Origin of the sequence: Nocardia miyunensis NBRC 108239, assembly GCF_001613065.1 — a bacterium.
Taxonomy (GTDB): domain Bacteria; phylum Actinomycetota; class Actinomycetes; order Mycobacteriales; family Mycobacteriaceae; genus Nocardia; species Nocardia miyunensis.
Genome location: NZ_BDBQ01000075.1, coordinates 25,870 through 43,176, shown reverse-complemented (window position 1 = coordinate 43,176; position 17,307 = coordinate 25,870). Strand labels below are relative to the sequence as shown.

Annotated in this window: 15 protein-coding genes and 1 pseudogene; 7 read left to right on the top strand and 9 right to left on the bottom strand. The window is 67.3% G+C overall.

All coding sequences use genetic code 11. The annotated features are described in order from the left end of the window. Nucleotides 1–16 precede the first annotated feature (16 nt). Nucleotides 17–1,537 carry an alpha-N-arabinofuranosidase gene (locus NM2_RS30995; protein ID WP_067676243.1) on the bottom strand — a complete coding sequence of 507 codons (1,521 nt, stop codon included), beginning with the start codon at nucleotides 1,535–1,537 and terminating at the stop codon, nucleotides 17–19. Between the two features lie 276 nt (nucleotides 1,538–1,813). Continuing rightward, nucleotides 1,814–2,247, bottom strand: a pseudogene (locus tag NM2_RS30990) (UTRA domain-containing protein). Between the two features lie 181 nt (nucleotides 2,248–2,428). On the opposite strand from NM2_RS30990, the gene NM2_RS30985 reads away from it, so the two are divergent. Together NM2_RS30985 and NM2_RS30980 are read left to right on the top strand one after the other, a co-directional pair. Continuing rightward, a complete protein-coding gene (locus tag NM2_RS30985; RefSeq protein ID WP_067676353.1) occupies nucleotides 2,429–3,319 on the top strand; it encodes a 2-aminoethylphosphonate ABC transporter permease subunit in 891 nt (296 codons plus the stop codon). 2 nt (nucleotides 3,320–3,321) lie between these two features. Next, a complete protein-coding gene (locus NM2_RS30980; RefSeq protein ID WP_067676241.1) occupies nucleotides 3,322–4,119 on the top strand; it encodes an ABC transporter permease in 798 nt (265 codons plus the stop codon). A gap of 30 nt (nucleotides 4,120–4,149) precedes the next feature. Here the strand turns inward: NM2_RS30980 and NM2_RS30975 are convergent, their stop codons facing one another. After that, nucleotides 4,150–4,593 (bottom strand): DUF4254 domain-containing protein, encoded by a 444-nt coding sequence (locus NM2_RS30975; RefSeq protein WP_067676239.1) that lies wholly within the window; start codon nucleotides 4,591–4,593, stop codon nucleotides 4,150–4,152. An 812-nt stretch (nucleotides 4,594–5,405) separates the two neighbouring features. On the opposite strand from NM2_RS30975, the gene NM2_RS30970 reads away from it, so the two are divergent. Beyond that, a complete protein-coding gene (locus tag NM2_RS30970; protein WP_067676236.1) occupies nucleotides 5,406–6,269 on the top strand; it encodes a helix-turn-helix domain-containing protein in 864 nt (287 codons plus the stop codon). 13 nt (nucleotides 6,270–6,282) lie between these two features. Here the strand turns inward: NM2_RS30970 and NM2_RS30965 are convergent, their stop codons facing one another. After that, nucleotides 6,283–7,095, bottom strand: a complete 813-nt coding sequence (locus NM2_RS30965) for an ABC transporter permease (protein WP_084531739.1) — start codon at nucleotides 7,093–7,095, stop codon at nucleotides 6,283–6,285. Continuing rightward, the gene (locus tag NM2_RS30960) at nucleotides 7,092–7,907 is read right to left on the bottom strand and encodes an ABC transporter permease (protein WP_067676348.1); all 816 of its coding nucleotides are present in this window, start codon (nucleotides 7,905–7,907) and stop codon (nucleotides 7,092–7,094) included. The genes NM2_RS30965 and NM2_RS30960 overlap by 4 nt, the downstream gene beginning before the upstream one ends. Nucleotides 7,908–8,653: 746 nt before the next feature. On the opposite strand from NM2_RS30960, the gene NM2_RS30955 reads away from it, so the two are divergent. The 3 genes from NM2_RS30955 to NM2_RS49480 all read left to right on the top strand — a co-directional run bounded on the left by NM2_RS30955 (nucleotide 8,654) and on the right by NM2_RS49480 (nucleotide 10,127). Continuing rightward, a complete protein-coding gene (locus tag NM2_RS30955; protein ID WP_169816266.1) occupies nucleotides 8,654–9,106 on the top strand; it encodes a hypothetical protein in 453 nt (150 codons plus the stop codon). Nucleotides 9,107–9,248: 142 nt separating this feature from the next. Beyond that, nucleotides 9,249–9,761 carry a peroxynitrite isomerase gene (locus tag NM2_RS30950; RefSeq protein ID WP_067676232.1) on the top strand — a complete coding sequence of 171 codons (513 nt, stop codon included), beginning with the start codon at nucleotides 9,249–9,251 and terminating at the stop codon, nucleotides 9,759–9,761. Nucleotides 9,762–9,965: 204 nt separating this feature from the next. Next, nucleotides 9,966–10,127: a hypothetical protein gene (locus NM2_RS49480; RefSeq protein WP_157121418.1), complete on the top strand. Its 162-nt coding sequence runs from the start codon at nucleotides 9,966–9,968 to the stop codon at nucleotides 10,125–10,127. 662 nt (nucleotides 10,128–10,789) lie between these two features. Here NM2_RS49480 and NM2_RS30945 read toward each other — a convergent pair. Beyond that, entirely contained in the window at nucleotides 10,790–12,625 is a 1,836-nt protein-coding gene (locus NM2_RS30945) for a penicillin-binding transpeptidase domain-containing protein (protein ID WP_245718296.1), read from the bottom strand. A gap of 72 nt (nucleotides 12,626–12,697) precedes the next feature. Continuing rightward, nucleotides 12,698–13,561 carry a GNAT family N-acetyltransferase gene (locus tag NM2_RS30940; protein WP_245718295.1) on the bottom strand — a complete coding sequence of 288 codons (864 nt, stop codon included), beginning with the start codon at nucleotides 13,559–13,561 and terminating at the stop codon, nucleotides 12,698–12,700. Between the two features lie 273 nt (nucleotides 13,562–13,834). Between NM2_RS30940 and NM2_RS30935 the strand changes: the two genes are divergently transcribed. After that, entirely contained in the window at nucleotides 13,835–14,632 is a 798-nt protein-coding gene (locus NM2_RS30935; RefSeq protein ID WP_067676222.1) for an SDR family NAD(P)-dependent oxidoreductase, read from the top strand. Nucleotides 14,633–15,006: 374 nt separating this feature from the next. Here NM2_RS30935 and ispG read toward each other — a convergent pair whose 3' ends face one another. Next, nucleotides 15,007–16,158 carry a flavodoxin-dependent (E)-4-hydroxy-3-methylbut-2-enyl-diphosphate synthase gene (ispG, locus tag NM2_RS30930; RefSeq protein WP_067676219.1) on the bottom strand — a complete coding sequence of 384 codons (1,152 nt, stop codon included), beginning with the start codon at nucleotides 16,156–16,158 and terminating at the stop codon, nucleotides 15,007–15,009. A gap of 249 nt (nucleotides 16,159–16,407) precedes the next feature. After that, nucleotides 16,408–17,187 carry an ESX secretion-associated protein EspG gene (locus NM2_RS30925; protein ID WP_067676216.1) on the bottom strand — a complete coding sequence of 260 codons (780 nt, stop codon included), beginning with the start codon at nucleotides 17,185–17,187 and terminating at the stop codon, nucleotides 16,408–16,410. Nucleotides 17,188–17,307 lie beyond the last annotated feature (120 nt).

Below are 17,307 nucleotides of genomic sequence, written 5' to 3'. Positions count from 1 at the left end.
TACTCCCGTGTCGTGCTTATCGTGCCGAAATACGCAGGGCCACCCACGATTCCGCGGGCAGCTCGACGATGACGGCGTTCGTGTCCAGGCGTGCGCCCGACAGCGGCTGGGCGACCTCCCTGGCCGCGGCGGCGTCCAGGGGGCCCTTGTGGTCCGCGACGATCATGGTGGCGGATTCGACTGCGGTCCAAGCGATATCGCCGCGCAGCTCGACGCGAGCAGTGATCGGGTGCTCGGCCCGATTGGTCACGAAGATCGCGGCGCGGCGGAGTTCGGCGTCGTAGGTGGCCGCGACCGCGACCGCCGGGACGTCGCCGTATCGGTCGGTCTCGAGTTCGGGACCGCGCACGCGGGCGACCAGGCTCACCCCGTGCGCGCTCGCGGTGACCTCGGAGATCGGCGCGAATATGGCCTGCCGCCAAGCCGATCCGTCGGGCTCGGTCATGATCGGCGCGATCACGTTGACCAACTGCGCGAGGCAGGCGATTGCGACGCGGTCGGCATGGTTCAGCAGGGTGATCAGCAGATCGCCGACGACCACGGCGTCCAGGGCGCTGTACACGTCCTCGATGCGAGGGCCGCTGGTATCGATCTCGAGTTTCTCGGTGCCCGGAAAGTTCTGCTGGTACCAGACATTCCACTCGTCGAAGGAGATCTTGGGCCGGGCCCGGCTGTGTTTGCGCGCGGCCACCGCGTCGATGGTCGCGGCGACGTCGTCGATGAATTCGCCCATCCCGAACCCGGAGGCCAGGAAGCTGCGCCGATCACCGTCGAGTTCCTCGTAGTAGGCGTGCATCGACACGTAATCGACGACGTCCCAGGCTATTTCGAGCGAGGTGGACTCCCAGTATCCGAACGTCGGCATCCGGTGATGCGAACTGCCGCAGGCCACCAGCTGGATGTCCGGATCCACGAGCTTCATCGCCTGCCCCGCCTGCGCGGCGAGCCTGCCGTACTCCTCGGCGCTCTTGTGCCCGGTCTGCCACGGCCCGTCCATCTCGTTGCCCAGGCACCACAGCTTCACCCCGTAGGGATCCTCGGATCCGTTGCTACGGCGCAGATCCGACCAGTACGTACCGCCGGTGACGTTGCAGTACTCGACCAGGCTCGCGGCCGCCTCGATGCCGCGCGTCCCGAGATTCACCGCGAGCATCGGCTCCACCTCGCGCCGTGCGGCCCACCGCAGGAACTCGTCGGTCCCCACCTGGTTGGTCTCGATCGACCGCCACGCCAGATCCAGCCTGCGCGGCCGCAGATTCCGCGGCCCGATCCCGTCTTCCCATCGGTATCCGGACACGAAATTCCCGCCCGGATAACGGATTACACTGATCCCCAGCTCATCGATCAGCTCGGACACATCGCCGCGGAACCCCTCATGGTCCGCGCTGACATGTCCCGGCTCGTAGATCCCCGTGTACACGCACCGGCCCATGTGCTCGACGAACGACCCGAACAACCGCCGATCGACAACCCCTCGATCGTGCTCGAGCTCCAGGATGATCGCGACCGAACGGTCACGGGCGTCGTCATCGTCCATAGAGAGCTCCCGGTGGTGCCACAGTGCATGTTAGCGATCACATCTGTGCTGTGCGTCACAGAGTAGGTCGCACTCACCACCCCGGTCAAGAGTTCACCCCCAAAACCCCTCGCCGACAAACCCTTCACGCTGATCGCGCAGGACTTCACGTTGGCTCCCGAGGAGTAACCCCCGGCCGGGTCTGTTGCGCCCGTTCGACCATCTTCAGGGCTACCCGGGTCACGAATCTGCTGTCGGCGAAGGCGCGGGCGCACACCGAATCCGGCCGCCCGGATTTCATTCGCGCAGATGGGTTTCGAAGGCCATGCGGTCGCCGCGATAGAGGGCGCGGACTCGTTCGATGGGCAGGCCATCGGCGTCGACGGTGCGGCGGTGCAACAGCATCATCGGCAGGGCGGTGCTGCATTCCAGCAGCGCCGCCTCGCGGGGTGAGGCCAGGACGGTTTCGACACGTTCGACGGCCGAGCCGAACACGACGCCCGCCGCGCGAATGGCCGCGTAGAGGGAGGTCGGCGGGTCGTAGGGCGTGCGCAGGACGCCGAGCGGCGAATCCTGCCCTGCACCAGCAGTTCTCGTAACGCCTGCCGGACGGTCTCGCGCGCGACCTCGAACCGTGCCGCGAGTTCGCGCTCGGGCGGCACCGGATCCCCCTCGCTCAGCCGGTCAAGGATCGTCTCGATTTCGGTCCGGACCCGGTACGCCTTGGACATCCGCCCGGAATCGGTACTCGCACCGGATATCTCCGGGCTCGTCGATGCTGCGGTCCGCGGGACGGGCTGTGCCCGTGATTCGCTCGCGAGATCGGTCACATCACAATTCTCGGCCCTCAACGCTGCGCACACCGGCCCGCGCCGAGTGGGACCGTGCTCCGGATCGCAAGGACCGGACCCGATGCGCACAACACTCGTGGTCGAGCCGTCCGCCACTGCGGCCGCGGCCGAATCCACCGCACCACAGCGCAACTGGCGGCCGATTGCCTGGTCCGCGCCGCCGTTGCTGGTGGTGCTCCTGTTCGCGGTGTATCCGGTGGTGCGGGTGCTGACCGAATCCACCGCGAAGTCCGGGTCCTGGTCTCAGGTGCTCGGCTCGGAATCGTTCCGGAACGCGTTGTGGCGCACGGTATCCATCGCGGTCTGCTCGACCGCCGGATGTCTGGTGCTCGGCTCGTTCGTCGCGGTGGTGCTGGCCTTCGTGCCCTTTCCCGGATCGGGTGCGGTGGGGCGGCTGATCGATACGGTGCTGACCCTGCCGTCCTTCCTGATCACGCTGGCGTTCACCTTCCTGTACGGCACCGCGGGCGCGCTGGACGCCCTGATCGCCCAGCTGACCGGAAACCACTCCCCCGCACTGAATTTCCTGAGCACACCCACGGGCGTCGTACTCGCCGAGATCACCTACTTCACCCCGTTCGTCGTCCGGCCGCTGCTGGCCGCGTTCGCCCAGTTGCCACGCGAGCAACTCGATGTGGCCGCGAGCCTGGGCGCCGCACCGTGGCGGGTACTGCGGCGCGTGGTGCTTCCCGAGGCGTGGCCCGCGCTCGCGGCGGGCGGGAGCCTGGTTCTGCTGTTGACGCTCAACGAATTCGGCATCGTGCTGTTCACCGGAGCCAAGGGCGTCATCACGCTGCCCGCGCTGATCTACATCCGCGGCGTCGTCACCTTCGACCTGCCCGGCGCGGCGGTGCTGGCCACGGTGCAGGTGGCGCTGTCGCTGGCGCTGTACGTCGCCTACCGCCTGATCTTCGCGCGGTTCACCGTCTCCCGCCCGACCCAGGAAGGCTGATCATGCTGGTGTGGACGCGACGCGGACGCGTGGTTGTGCTCACGGTTTTCGCGCTGGTGGTGCTGGTGGTTTTCGCCGCGCCGATCGCCACGGTGGTGGCCGCGGCGCTGGCGGGCCACTGGACCGGCCCGCTGCCCTCGGAGCTCGGCCTGGGCAATTTCCGGCACGAACTGTCCGGTGAGCAGGCCGCGAGCCTGTCGGTGAGCTTGCAGACCGCGTTGCTGGCGGGCGCGATCTCGCTGATTCTGGGTACCTGGGCCGCACTGGCCGCCCGGGAAGCGCCGAGGTGGTGGCGGCGGGTGACCGACGCGGTGTTCCATCTGCCGGTCGCGGTGCCTTCGGTGGCGATCGGACTCGGTGTGCTGATCGCGTTCAATCAGCGGCCGATCCTGCTGGGCGGCACGAAATGGATTGTGATCGTGGCACATTCGGTGCTGGTGCTGGCCTATGCGTTCAGCGCGGTCTCCGCGGCGCTGGACCGGCTCGATCCGAGTTACCGGCAGACCGCCGAATCGCTCGGCGCCGGTCCGGTACGCGTCCTGACGCGAATCACCCTGCCGCTGCTGCTGCCCGCACTGGGCGCGGCCGCCGGTCTGGTGATCGCACTGTCCATGGGCGAGCTGGGGGCGACCGTGATGGTGTATCCGGCCACCTGGAAGACGTTGCCGATCAGCATTTTCGCCGATACGGATCGCGGCCGGGTGTTCGATGCCGCGGCGGGCACCACGCTGCTGGTGGCGGTGACGCTCGTGGTCCTGCTGATTCTGGGACGGGTGCGCGGACGCGCCGTATTTCGTTGAGCCGGAAGGGATCAGCCGCAGCTCATGCGATCACTGCTCGGGCAGCCTGCGGCGGCCGCCGGCGACGTCGATGACGAGATCGGTGTACCCGTCCACGAGTTCGGCCAGGTGGTACCAGTGCTTATGGGTCGCGTCGCTGCGGGCGCCCTCACGGTCGATGGCCCGATTGGCATCGACCCAGCTGCGAGCCATGCGGTCGATCACCGCGCCCAGGCTCTCGGTGTGCAACGAAGCCCCGTTGCGGTGCTGGGGCATCGCATGCTCGACCCAGTCGTTGATGTCGTCCACGAGTTCGCCGCGCCGACAGTCGATCTCGGCGGTCACGATGGGGTCGCACAGCAGCACGCGGCGAGCATGCATCTCGGCCAGCGCCCGCGCCGACCGCAGAAGTACCAGGTCGTCGAACCGTCGCCCCTGGAACGCGCATAACAATTGCGGCGCGGTCGGCAGCACTCCAGCTATCGACATAGTCATTGCCGCACCCCGAAAACTCGGGACTGCACCAATTTTTGCACCAACATAATTGGTCTCCGGATTGAGTTGTACCAGTCATCGGATCGGTGAACATCACTAGGCTAACCCGAATCATGCACGCACAAATGCAAGAACGCAAGATTGCATCCGCATCGGTTCGGTCAAGCTCCGTTGCCTCCTACCTGCACAAGGATCGCCTGAGCCACATCGGCTTTCCGTCTGAGAAGCACACCGGCCGCCCGGTTTCGGATCTTTTACTGGACCCGTCATCCCGAGACTGGACGGTACGAAACCTGCGACGCCGGTATCCGATCAGCGACCGGACTCGATTCCGGCAGGCATATTCCGCACCCGGATCGGAGATCGCCGAAAGTATGCTGAAAAGGCGCTCGAAATAACCGGACGATGAACCCGGCCGAGCGGTCCGATATCCCTGTCGCGGTCGGCGTGTCCACTCCGAGACACTGTTCGGGCACACCTCCGGCATCACGAACTCACTGCTCGCCGTGCCACATCCGGCACTGCCCTCCGCGCATCACGATCGACCTCACGAGTCACTACGCACTGCTCATCGAGGCCATCGCACACCCGCCCGATGCCCGAAAAGTCCGGAATATCACGAACCGGCCCGCGGCGGTACCGCATTCACGCCGTTGCGTGCCGGTTGCGGAGGTATCGAGCGTCGCCCGAATCCGCAGATGGAAGGGTTCCCGCCCCGAACCGCGCGCGAGGCGAATAGGCTCTGCCACAGACACATCGACGCATGCGGAACGCATGAGCGCATTCCGACGAGTGCACACGGAGAGGGCGCGATGGCAGGTAAGCGCACTGTGCTGACGGTCCAGCTCAGGCGGCTGGCGGTGCTGCTGCAGGAGATGCGGGAGGAGGCCGGGATCAGCAAGGAGGAGGTCAGCTCCCAGACCGGGATCAACGTCACCACGCTGTACCGGATCGAAACCGCACAGGCCCGCCCGCAACGACGCACGCTGATGACGATGCTGGACCTGTACGGCATCGACGAGGAACGCCGCAACGACGCGCTGAAACTGCTGTCCGAGGCGCTCAAACCCGGGATGTCGCGTCCGTTCGAGGCGGCGGTGTCCGAGGTGTACGCCGCCTATATCAACTTCGAGACCGAGGCGCTCTCGGCGCGGCTGTTCCAGACCTCGTTCATCCCCGGCCTGTTGCAGACCGAACGGTATGCGTGGGCGATCCTGGATACCGCGATGCCCAAGGTCGAGGCGGCGGTGATCGAACAGCGCCTGCGCGCCCGCGTCGAGCGCGGCAAGGTGCTGGCCCGCGAGGGCAATCCGCTCGAACTGTGGGTCGTCCTGGACGAGGCGGCGATCCGGCGCGTCGTCGGCGGCCGGGACGTGATGCGCGAACAGCTCGAACGGCTCAGCGAGTACTCCGACAAACGCAATGTCATCCTGCAGGTGCTGCCCTTCGACGCCGGAGCGCATCCGGCGATGGTCGGCTCGTTCGTCGTCCTGGACTTCCCCGAGCCCGCCGATCCGGAACTGGTCTACGTCGAGGGCATCGCCGGTGACGATATCGTGGAGGGCCACAACGAGGTTCGCCGTTTCGGGGTGATGTTCGACCAGCTCCGCGCGATGGCCCTGAGCCCGCGCGATTCGGCCAACCTGGTCGCCGAGGCCGCCGACCAGTTGCGCTGAGCGACTTCAGGCTTCAGGCCCGGCTCGCACGGTTGTAGCCGACGACGGCGGGCACCGCGAAGACGACGATCGCACCCACCGACCAGGCCACGGTGGCCAGCAGCGGCCCCCGGACCGGACCGCCCAGGGACAACCCGCGCATCGCCTGGATCGCATACGACATCGGCTGGTGTGCCACAACGGGTTCGGCCCACGACGGATAGGCCGAGAGCGGCACGAATCCGGTGGAGAAGAACATCATCAGCGATGATCCCAGCGAAATCGCCTCCACCAGACCGGATTTGGCGGTGAACACGGCTGCGGCGGTAACCAGGGTGGCGAAGCCGAGGCCGTACAGCACGGGCACGCCCAGCAGTGCTATCGCGGCCGGAATCCCCTGGTGGAAACGGAATCCCAGCGCGACGCCCACCGTGAACAGCACGACCGTGCAGGCCAGGATCCGCACCGCCTCGGCAAGTATTCGCGCCAGCAGCCCGGAGGCGCGATGCACCGGAAGCACCCACAACCGTGCCAGCAGTCCCGCGTCGCGTTCCCGGCCCAGGGTGATCGCACCCGCCAGCGAACCCGACATCACCCCGACCAATGTCACCATCGGTACCGAACCGTAGAGCGCGTCGGAATTGGCGAAAGCCGAGACCTGGTGTCCCAGAACGGTATTGAGCATCACCAGCAGCAGCGCCGGGAATCCCAGCGACTGCACCATCGTCACCGGATCGCGACGCCACCGCACCAGCAGCCGACGGGTCTGGACGAGGGTTTGCGGCCCGAGGTTCCGCCAGCGCTCGGTGCGGCCGGTCACCTGGGGCAGTTCGGCGACGGTCGTCATCGGTGCCTCCGTCCCGCGACCACCGCCGAGGCGACGCCGAGCACCACCAACCCGCCCGCCAGCCACAGCAGTCCCGGACCGAGTATCGCCCAGGTCACCGGACCCGAGTCACCGGTCAGCGCCCGCATCACGTTCACGAATGCCGATACCGGCTGATTGCGCGCGAAACCCCGGATCCACTCCGGGAACTGGTCGGCCGGGGCGAATCCGGTGGACACCATGCCCAGGATCAGCTGTGGCAGCACCAGCGCCTGCGTGGTCGCCTCCGGACTGCGCGACAACGCGCCCAGCAGGTCGCCCAGCAGGCCCAGCAGCAGTCCCACCAGCGCCGCGAATATCACGAATCCTGCTGTGTGCCAAATAGTTCCGCGGAACCGAGCACCGATCACATAGCCGCACACGACCGCCGCCGACACCGCGACGAGGATGCGGTACAGCGTGGCGGTCGTGCGGGCGGCCAGCGGCATGACGACCGACATCGGCATCGAGGCGAACCGGTCGTCCAGCCCGTCGCGCGCGTCGGTGGCCGCCCGCAACGCCGCCGCACCGGCACAGAACGAGACCGCCTGCATCACGATCATCGGCAACAGGAACTGCGCATAGCTGCCGAACCCGTGCCCGAACGACATCACCCGATTCAGCGGAACGTAGAACCCCAGCGTGAACACGCTCGGCGCCAGCAGCGCCGTCACCAACTCGCCATTGCGCACCGAGGCCCGCACCATACGCAGCGTCAGCACCCACCACTGCCGGGCCACAGACGGCGCGGGCGCGGATTCCCCACGGCCGACAGCCGCGATATACGTCTGCATCGCCACACCTCGTTCCGACTCACGCCGCCCGGATGATCCCCCCATCTCACCAGACGAGGCTCCCGGAACAGCACAAATCCTCCGCAATGTCGCTCGACATCGCCCAGAACACGACACAACCGCCCCGTCGGTTCACCCGGACCCGCCGCATTCCCGGCCAGGTCACCCAACGACGGCAACACCCATCCGACCCTGACCGCTCACAACCATCTGCTCGCAATAGCGACCCGACGTATCCCCACGCCAGCCCTGCCACAACGACCCTCAGCGTCACCCGGACAACGTCCCGCCTGTCGTAACGACCCGACGCACCCGCACGCCTGCCCCCGCCGCAACGACCCTCAGCGCCACCCGGACAACGTCCCGCCTGTCGTAACGACCCGACGCCCCCGCACGCCTGCCCCCGTCGCAACGACCCTCAGCGCCACCCGGACAACGTCCCGCCTGTCGTAACGACCCGACGCACCCGCACGCCCGGCCCCGCCACAACGACACGCACCGCCACCCGGACAACGTCCGCCTGTCGTAGCAAGCGGACGCATTTCCAGGCCCGGCCCCCGCTGCGACGACGCTCGCCTCCATCCGGAACCACGTCGCAAATGCCCGGCTCGGTAACCCCAGGGTGGAAATCGTCTCCCCCTGCGAGGCGGATTCGCAGCCTTGGGGGTGCTGCCGAATCACGTTGCGGGATACGAGAGTTGAACTACCGCCGGTGCGGGGGTGCTCAGATCCGAAGGAGATGGATGATGTCGAAGCCGATCACGCCGTCCGGGGATACCTGCTGTCCCGGCCGGGCACAGCACACCCCCGCCGGACAACGTCAGCGCTCAGCCGTGGCGGGTGTCGACGCACCCGATCCGCGCGAGCTGGACCGCTGGTCCAACCGCCTGGCCAGGATGCTCGTCGAGCAGGGGGCGAGTGCCGAGAGCTGGATCGTCACGGCCGGTCTGCCCCCGCTCGAGCGCGCGGTCACCCGCTGGGCCATCGCCAAGATCGGCGCGACCGCCACCCCGGCGGTCTGCACGGATACCCGCGGCCGCGCGCACCTCGGGGTGACGACCAGGGCCGCCCGTCCCGGTCTGTCCGAGAACATCACCTGGCTGGTGCTGGACGATCGCGCCACTCTGGTCCGTTACCTGACCGGTTCGGACGCGCCGATCACCGACGCAGAACTCAGCACGGCGGATCGAGTGCGCTGATCCGCGGTCGCATCCCGACCTGGCAACCGCCGCGCAAGCGATCGCCGGACAGCCTCCGGCGATCGTCGCGGTGTCAAGCCCCCGAACACTCCTTGTGACGAATCAGCATGGTGAGCGCGCGCCTGATACTCGACCGCGCACTATGCTGACCGCCGTGCTCGAACCCAACACCCCCGTCGCGCCGCACCCCGATATCGCCCACCTCGCTCCGCTGCTGGGCGTCTGGCGCGGCGCAGGTCACGGCGAGTATCCGACCATCGACTCCTTCGATTACGAGGAGGAGATCCACTTCGGGCACGTGGGCCGTCCCTTCCTCACCTATCGCCAGCGCACCCGCCATGCCGCCGACGGCCGCTCGCTGCACGCGGAGACCGGCTATCTGCGCTGCGCGGGCCGCGACCGCATCGAGTTGATCCTCGCGCATCCGACCGGCATCACCGAGATCTGCGAGGGCACGCTCGCCGTGGACGACGACGGCCTGCACCTGGACATGGGTTCCACGTCGATCGGCCGGACCAGCACGGCCAAGCTGGTCACCGCCCTGGGCCGCACCTTCCGGCTGTCCGGCGACACGATCGACTACACGCTGCGCATGGCCGCGGTCGGCCAGCCGGAACAGCATCACCTCGCCGCCAGCCTGCGACGCGCGGAGTAGGTACCGAAGCGAGATCAAATCGAGACCCACCCGCTGACCTGCACAACAGGCTCTATCCAGCGGCTTTGCCCCCGATCCGGGGGTTGTCGGGACGGAGTGTCCCGTTCTACCGTTTCGTGACCAGCTAATAACTGGCGATCAGTTTCGGACCCTTCGATCTCATTCGCCCACACGGGGGAACCCTCATCGATAAGGGAGAAGCCCATGAAGCGGTCGACACTAGCCGTCATCACGGCGGGCATGATCCTGGCAGGCACCGGCGCCGTGGAAGTCCTCGGCGACTATTCGGACAGCTCCACCACTCCCGGCCAGAACACCGCCCCCGCGGTAGCCCACGGCGACCTGAAACCGATATCCCAACGCTGAGTTCCCACAATGTAATTCGCTTCACCGCACCATCCGCATGATGATCCACCGTCCGCGGCGACTCCGCGCCGCATCCCAAGAGGCCCTCACACCACACTCTGGCGTCGGCCTGAACCCATTGCCCCAGGGGACAATTCGCGCGAAACTACCCCACCATCGGCACCACCTCCGCTCGCCCATATCCAGGAACCCGCACGCCGCAACACACGGCATCGGCCCGAATACATTGCGCCAAGGGCCAATTCGCGCGAACTGATGTCCCCACTATCGGCACCACCTCACACTCGCCGTGAGACGGGTCTCCGCGCATTTCCGGAGCAGTCCCACCAACCAGGGCACCGAGCAGCGATGCGGTCCCCATGATCGCCCCGCACCAACCCATAGCGCGCGGTCGCCGCACGGCGAGCAGCGCCGTCTCGATGATCGACAGCACCTCCACGAAGGCAGCCACCGCCGCCACGCGCTACGCGCCGATGAGATAGAAGGCCGCTACCCCGGTGTGCTCAGCAGCATCATCGCCGCCACCCGCGACCCTCTCTGGGCAGCAGCCAGCACGCAGTTTCCGCCTCTCGGGCCGCATCCACCGACGCGAGCCGACCTGAGCGAGGCGCCCAGCGCTCACTTCCGCGCCACGCAGGGCATTCGGGCGGATCACTTGTGACTCACGCGATGCCCGGCGGCAGGGCGGCGAGCATATCTCGTGTCACGGCGACCGCGTTGTCGGAGCTACCTCCGTCGACAAGCATTGTCGCCCAAGCCATATCACCGCGATAGCCGATGAACCACGAGTGCGATCCGCCCGCGACTTCGGCCTCCCCCGTCTTGCCGTACACCTCGCCCTGGTCTGCGATATGGACGGCGGTGCCGTTCAGCACCACCTGGCGCATCATCAGCCGAAGCCCCGCGATCACCTTCGGCGAAGGAGCCGGGCGCTGGGCGGACACCGTGGTCGGATGGCCGGACAGCAGATACGGCACCGGAGCCGAGCCGTGGGCCACCGTGGCGGCGACCAGTGCCATGCCGAACGGGCTCACCAGGACCCGCCCCTGACCGATGCCGTTCTCGGTGCGCTGGGTCAGGTCGTTGGCCGGGGGCACCGAACCGGACACCGTGGTGAGTCCGGCGATCGAATAGTCCGGGCCCACACCGAATTTCGTGGCCGCGATGGTCAGCGCGTCACCGGAGAGCTCACTGGCCAGTTTGGCGAAGGAGGTGTTGCAGGACCGCGCGTATGCCCGCGACATCGGCACATCACCGAGGCTGAAGCCGTCGTAGTTGGGAATCGTCCGCTCCCCGACGACGATTCGCCCCGGACACGGCAGCACCGTATCGGGGGTGGCGATCCCCGAGCTCATCGCCGCGGCGGCGGTCACCGTCTTGAACGTCGACCCCGGCGGATACAGACCCGAGGTCGCGATCGGGCCGTCCGCATCGGCCGGTTCGTTCTGTGCCACAGCGAGGATCGCGCCCGTGGAAGGCTGCACGACGACCATCACCGCCTTGTCCGGACGTCCGTCCACCGCCTGCTGCGCGGCGTTCTGCACGGTGCGGTCCAGGCTCAGCGCGAACGACGGGACAGGCTGCGGCGCAACCTCTTTCAGCACGTCGGTATCCACGCCGTTGGCGTTCACGGTGACCACGTCCCAGCCGTCCTTGCCGTCGACCTCGTCGATGACGGTCTTGTGGACCTGGGCGATCAGATCGGGGGCGAATCCGCGATCGGTGGGCACCATATCCCACTCCTTCGCGGTGGTGACCCCGGGAAGTCCCAGCAGATCACCGCTGACCTGGTTGAACTCCGTCTCGGTCAGCAGCGCGACGGTGTACGCGCCACCGGCCTTGCGCGCGGCCGCCACGATGCCGTTCGCGGTGATGGTGTCGTCGAATCGGTGCAGCGCCGCACCCAGCACACCGGTGGTGTATCCCGGATCGGTGGCCTGGGCGAGAGTGAACGTGATCCGGTGCACCACACCGGGAATCAGCACATCAGTGCCCGAACGTTCGTTGACGCGGGCGCGCGGCGCGGGCGTCTCCCGCAACGCCATCGTCTGGGTGTCGCCGAGCTGCGGATGAATGTCCGACGCGGTCCAGCGCACCTGCCAGCCGCCGTCGACGCGGCCCATCTGCAACTGCCCGGCGTAGGTCCAGACGCGGTTCTTCGCCAGATGCCATTCGTAGGTGTAGTCGACGGTGGCGGTGTCCCCGCTGACGCGGGCCGAGCCGGTGTTCGCCGACATCGTCCGCGCACCCAGGTTGTCCCAGGCCGAGGCCAATGCCGCGGCGGCCTCGTCGGGCTGATTGGTGAGCCCCGCCGCGGCGTGCACATCGTGCCGCGCGAAGTCGGCGACGAAATCGGCCGCCGCGGCCACCGGCCCCTTCGCCCCGGCCGCGCACGCGGTCGCAGACACCGCGACCACCACGGCCGCCGACACCACCGGCATCCGGCCGCGCAGATGCCGACAGTTGCGGAGTGACAGCGGAATTCGCAGTTTCACCATCGCGTGAGATGGTATCCAGCCAATGCCTCGCTAACCGAGCGACACACGGCACGAACGGGCGGTGCGGCCCGGTCAGTCCACCAGAATTGTGGCGAATGTGGCGATCTGCCGGAATCCGATGGCCGCGTAGGCGCGGCGGGCAACCTCGTTGTAACTGTTCACGTACAGACTCGCCGTGCGCCCGGACGCCACCACCGAGTTGGCCACGCTCGCCGTGCCCGAAGTGCCGTACCCCTGTCCGCGTCGATCGGGATGCACCCACACGCCCTGGATCTGCCCGGTGCGCCGGGACATCGCACCCACCTCTGCCTTGTACACGACCTGCCCGTCCTCGAAACGCGCCCAGGCCCGGCCGGACTGGATCAGACTCGCGACCCGCCGCCGATAGCCGCGTCCGCCGTCTCCGGCGCGCGGATCGACGCCGATCTCCTCGGTGAACATCGCGACCGCGGCCACCAGATATCGATCGAGCTCATCGGTGCGCACCCGGCGCACATGCGGATCGGCGAGCACCGCCGACGGCCCGTCCAGGGCCAGCAGCGGCTGGTCGGGACGCACCTCGCGGGGCGGCCCCCAGCGTCGGCTCAGCAGCTCCCACAGCGGCATCGCCAGCTCCTGACGCCCCACCACGGACGAACACACCCGCGGCCAGCGCGCCGCACGATCTGCGAATGCCTCGAGATCGTCGGGACCGCCGCGCAGCGGGATCAGATTCGCCCCGGAGAAGCACAGCGACTTCGCCGGGCCGCCGCGACTCCAGACCTCGCCGAGTCCGGTCCTGGTCTCGATGCCGTACTCCTGCAACCGCGCGACCACCATGCAGGAAGCCACCGGATCGGCATCCAGCACCTGCAACACCCGGGAAAGGTCTCGATTGACAAGCTGACGCGCACCGGACAGTCGATTCCGTCTAGTGGGTTCCAGCACGCTCCGCACGCTCCCAGCCTGCCATGAACTGCCCGACGATGCGCAAGTTTGTCCCGGGTCGTTACCCGGTGTCGGCCGTCGCACCGCCCCGCGAGGCGGCATGCGGGCCCGGGCAGGAGCACCGTCGACACGCGCGATCGCCGATTCCGCACCATCCAGTTCGGCCGATCCCCATTTCGATGAATGCCCGGAACGAAAGAGGCGGTTGTCGGACATGCCGAGTTCGGATCAGCCCGCGCGGGACGGGTTACCAACGCCCACAGGCCTGTTAGCGTCGGCCCGATGGATCTGGAACTGGACGGCAAACGGGCGATCGTGACCGGCGGCAGCCGGGGTATCGGACTCGCCGTGGCGCGTGCGCTCGCGGCCGAGGGCGTCGATGTGGTGCTCGCGGCGCGCTCCGCCGAACCGCTCGAGGCCGCCGCGCGGTCGGTCGCCGCGGAATCGGGCCGACGGGTGATCGCGGTCCCGACCGACACCGGTGACGACGAGCAGGTGCGCCGACTGGTCGACCGCACGATCACCGAACTGGGCGGCGTCGACATCCTGGTGAACTCGGCCGCGACGCCGTGGAGCGCGGGCGCGAATACCGATCTGGCCGCCACCGATGACGATCTCGTCCGGCGCGAGGTGGAGATCAAGGTGCTCGGCTATCTGCGCACCGCGCGTGCGGTCGCACCGCACCTGAAGGAGCAGGGCTGGGGCCGGATCGTCAACATCAGCGGACTCGGTGCCCGGCAAGCGAATTCGATCGCGCAGACGATCCGCAATGTCAGTGTCGCCGCCCTGACCAAGAATCTGGCGGACGAACTCGGACCGCACGGCATCAATGTGACAGTCGTGCATCCGGGACTGACCAGAACCGAACGGCTCACCGAGCGATTGACCGAGGAGTCCGCGAAATCCGGAAAGTCCCTCACCGATCTGGAACGCGAGCAGGCGCGCAACTCGTTGCGCCGGGTCATCGACGCCGAGGAGGTCGCGCACGTGGTGACATTCCTGGCCTCGCCCCGCAGCGTCGCCATCACCGGTGACGCGATCGCGGCGGGTGGCGGCATTCCGGGAGCGGTCTACTACTGAGCCGATCTCGTCACCGAGCTATGCGAAGGATTCGCCGGGGCTCATGTGAAGGAAGTGAGAAGGGCGGGTCCCTGTGAAACAGGAACCCGCCTGACAACTACTCGACGACAATCCCGGCCGTTCACGACCAGAAGGGCATAAACCGGGGCGACAAGCGGATCCCGTACCCACCCCGCCGTTCACGATCAGAAGACAATCAGCCGAGGTGACAACCAGATCGGCCGCACCAGCCCTGCCGACCACGGCCGACACGGCATCAACCGAGGTTACGACCGGCTAGCCCGTACCCTCTGCCCGTCACGACCAGAAGAGCATCGACCGATGCGGCAACCGGATCGGCCGTGCCAGCCCTGCCGTTCAGGGCCAGAAGCGCATCAACCGACGGTGACGACCGGCTCGCCCGTGCCCTCGCCCATCTCCTCCGCGATCCGCATGGCCTCCTCGATCAGGGTCTCCACGATCTGATGTTCCGGGACGGTCTTGATGACCTCGCCCTTCACGAAGATCTGTCCCTTGCCGTTACCCGACGCGACGCCCAGATCGGCCTCACGAGCCTCACCCGGACCGTTGACGACACAACCCATCACGGCCACCCGCAGCGGCACCTCGAGCCCGTCGAGCCCGGCGGTGACCTCGTTGGCCAGGGTGTAGACGTCGACCTGCGCGCGCCCGCAGGACGGGCAGGACACGATCTCGAGCTTGCGCGGACGCAGATTCAGCGATTGCAGAATCTGGTCGCCGACCTTGACCTCCTCGGCGGGCGGCGCGGACAGCGAGACGCGGATGGTGTCGCCGATGCCCTGGCTCAACAGCGCGCCGAATGCCACCGCCGACTTGATGGTGCCCTGGAAGGCCGGACCCGCCTCGGTGACGCCCAGGTGCAGCGGATAGTCGCTCTGCGCGGCCAGCTGCCGGTACGCCTCGACCATGATCACCGGGTCGTTGTGCTTGACCGAGATCTTAATGTCGCCGAAGCCGTGCTCCTCGAACAGCGAGGCTTCCCACAGCGCCGATTCGACCAGCGCTTCGGGGGTGGCCTTGCCGTACTTCTCCATCATCCGCTTGTCGAGCGAACCGGCGTTGACGCCGATGCGGATCGGGATTCCCGCGGCGCCGGCCGCCTTGGCGACCTCCTTGACGCGGCCGTCGAATTCCTTGATGTTGCCCGGATTCACCCGCACCGCAGCACATCCCGCGTCGATGGCGGCGAAGATGTAGCGCGGCTGGAAGTGGATGTCGGCGATCACCGGGATCTTGGATTTGCTCGCGATGGTGGCGAGCGCGTCGGCATCTTCCTGCCGGGGGCACGCCACGCGCACGATATCGCAGCCCGAGGCGGTGAGCTGCGCGATCTGCTGGAGGGTGGCGTTGATGTCGTGGGTTTTGGTGGTGGTCATGGACTGCACCGAGATGGGGTGGTCGCTGCCCACCCCCACGCCGCCGACCATCAGCTGGCGCGTTTTGCGTCGCGGTGCGAGGACCGCCGCTGGTGCGGCGGGCATACCCAATGCGATGGCACTGGTCACGTTCGGCTGCCTACTTTCCATATCTGCTCCACCGGATCCTGTTGGCGAGTGTAGTGCTGCTGGATTAGCGGGCGCTGTGTGAGCCTCGATGCAGGGCAGGCCGAAAGGACCTGCGACAGGGATCGAGCCGTACAACAAGGTATTCGGTACACCACGACCCTTGGTTCTGTGCAACGGGTTTCACACCGGAAACGCCACTGCGCCACGTTCGAACCACGGCAATAGTGTGACCGATCACACAGCGGCGGTTCAGCCCCACATCGAGGAACGCTGCTCCCGCACGGCCCGGTCGACCAATTGCTGGATCGAGGCGCGAAGCTTGTCCGCGGTCAGCGGCGTCGCCTCGACCCGATCGCCGAGGGTGAGCAGATAACGCCCCTCCCCGACGAAATCCACCACCCGCAGATAGCTTCCGGAATCCTGCCAACCATCCAGTGCCGCACCGAGATCCACCTTGATCTCGACGTAGGTGCGATACGGCATGCGGAAGAACCGCATCGCCTGCTCCCCCGGACTGCGCCTGCCGCCCGGCGTCCAGGTCTCCGACGGCGCGAGGTCCAGCCGGTTGATCGAGACGCCGTGCGACCTACCGGCGGCCACATCGGGCAGCAGGGACACCATCCGGCCGACCGCGCCACCGGGTCCGTGCAGGTAGACCCGGATATCCCCCGCCGCATCGAGGTCCGGGGCGGGCCCCGGTTCCTGCACCAGAACCCCGCCGATACCGTCACCATCGATTCCGGCGTGCATGCGCACCATGCGTTCGCGACCGTCGAGCCGGTAGCCGAACACCATCACGTGCACCTGCGGTTGCGCGAGCGCTTGCAGGGCGCGGTACAGGCCGTCGTCGGATCGCGACAGATCGACGAGTCTCCTTGCCGCCTCGGCACATTCACGATCCAGATCCGATCGGAACTCGATATCGGTACGGAACTCGATCGGGAACGGCATCCGGTCCCGCCCCAGCGCCTGCCAGGCGGTGTAGAACTCGAGTTGCGAGAGCTTCCACGCATTCGCCGTACTTGTCATAGTCCGCCCCCCTTGCACGCGCACATGCCTGCCGACCGCCTCGGCGAGCCAGCCGACTCTAGCAAGACGAAGAACCGCAACATATTCCGTAAACCTCGCGAGACAGCCCGGCAATCCGGG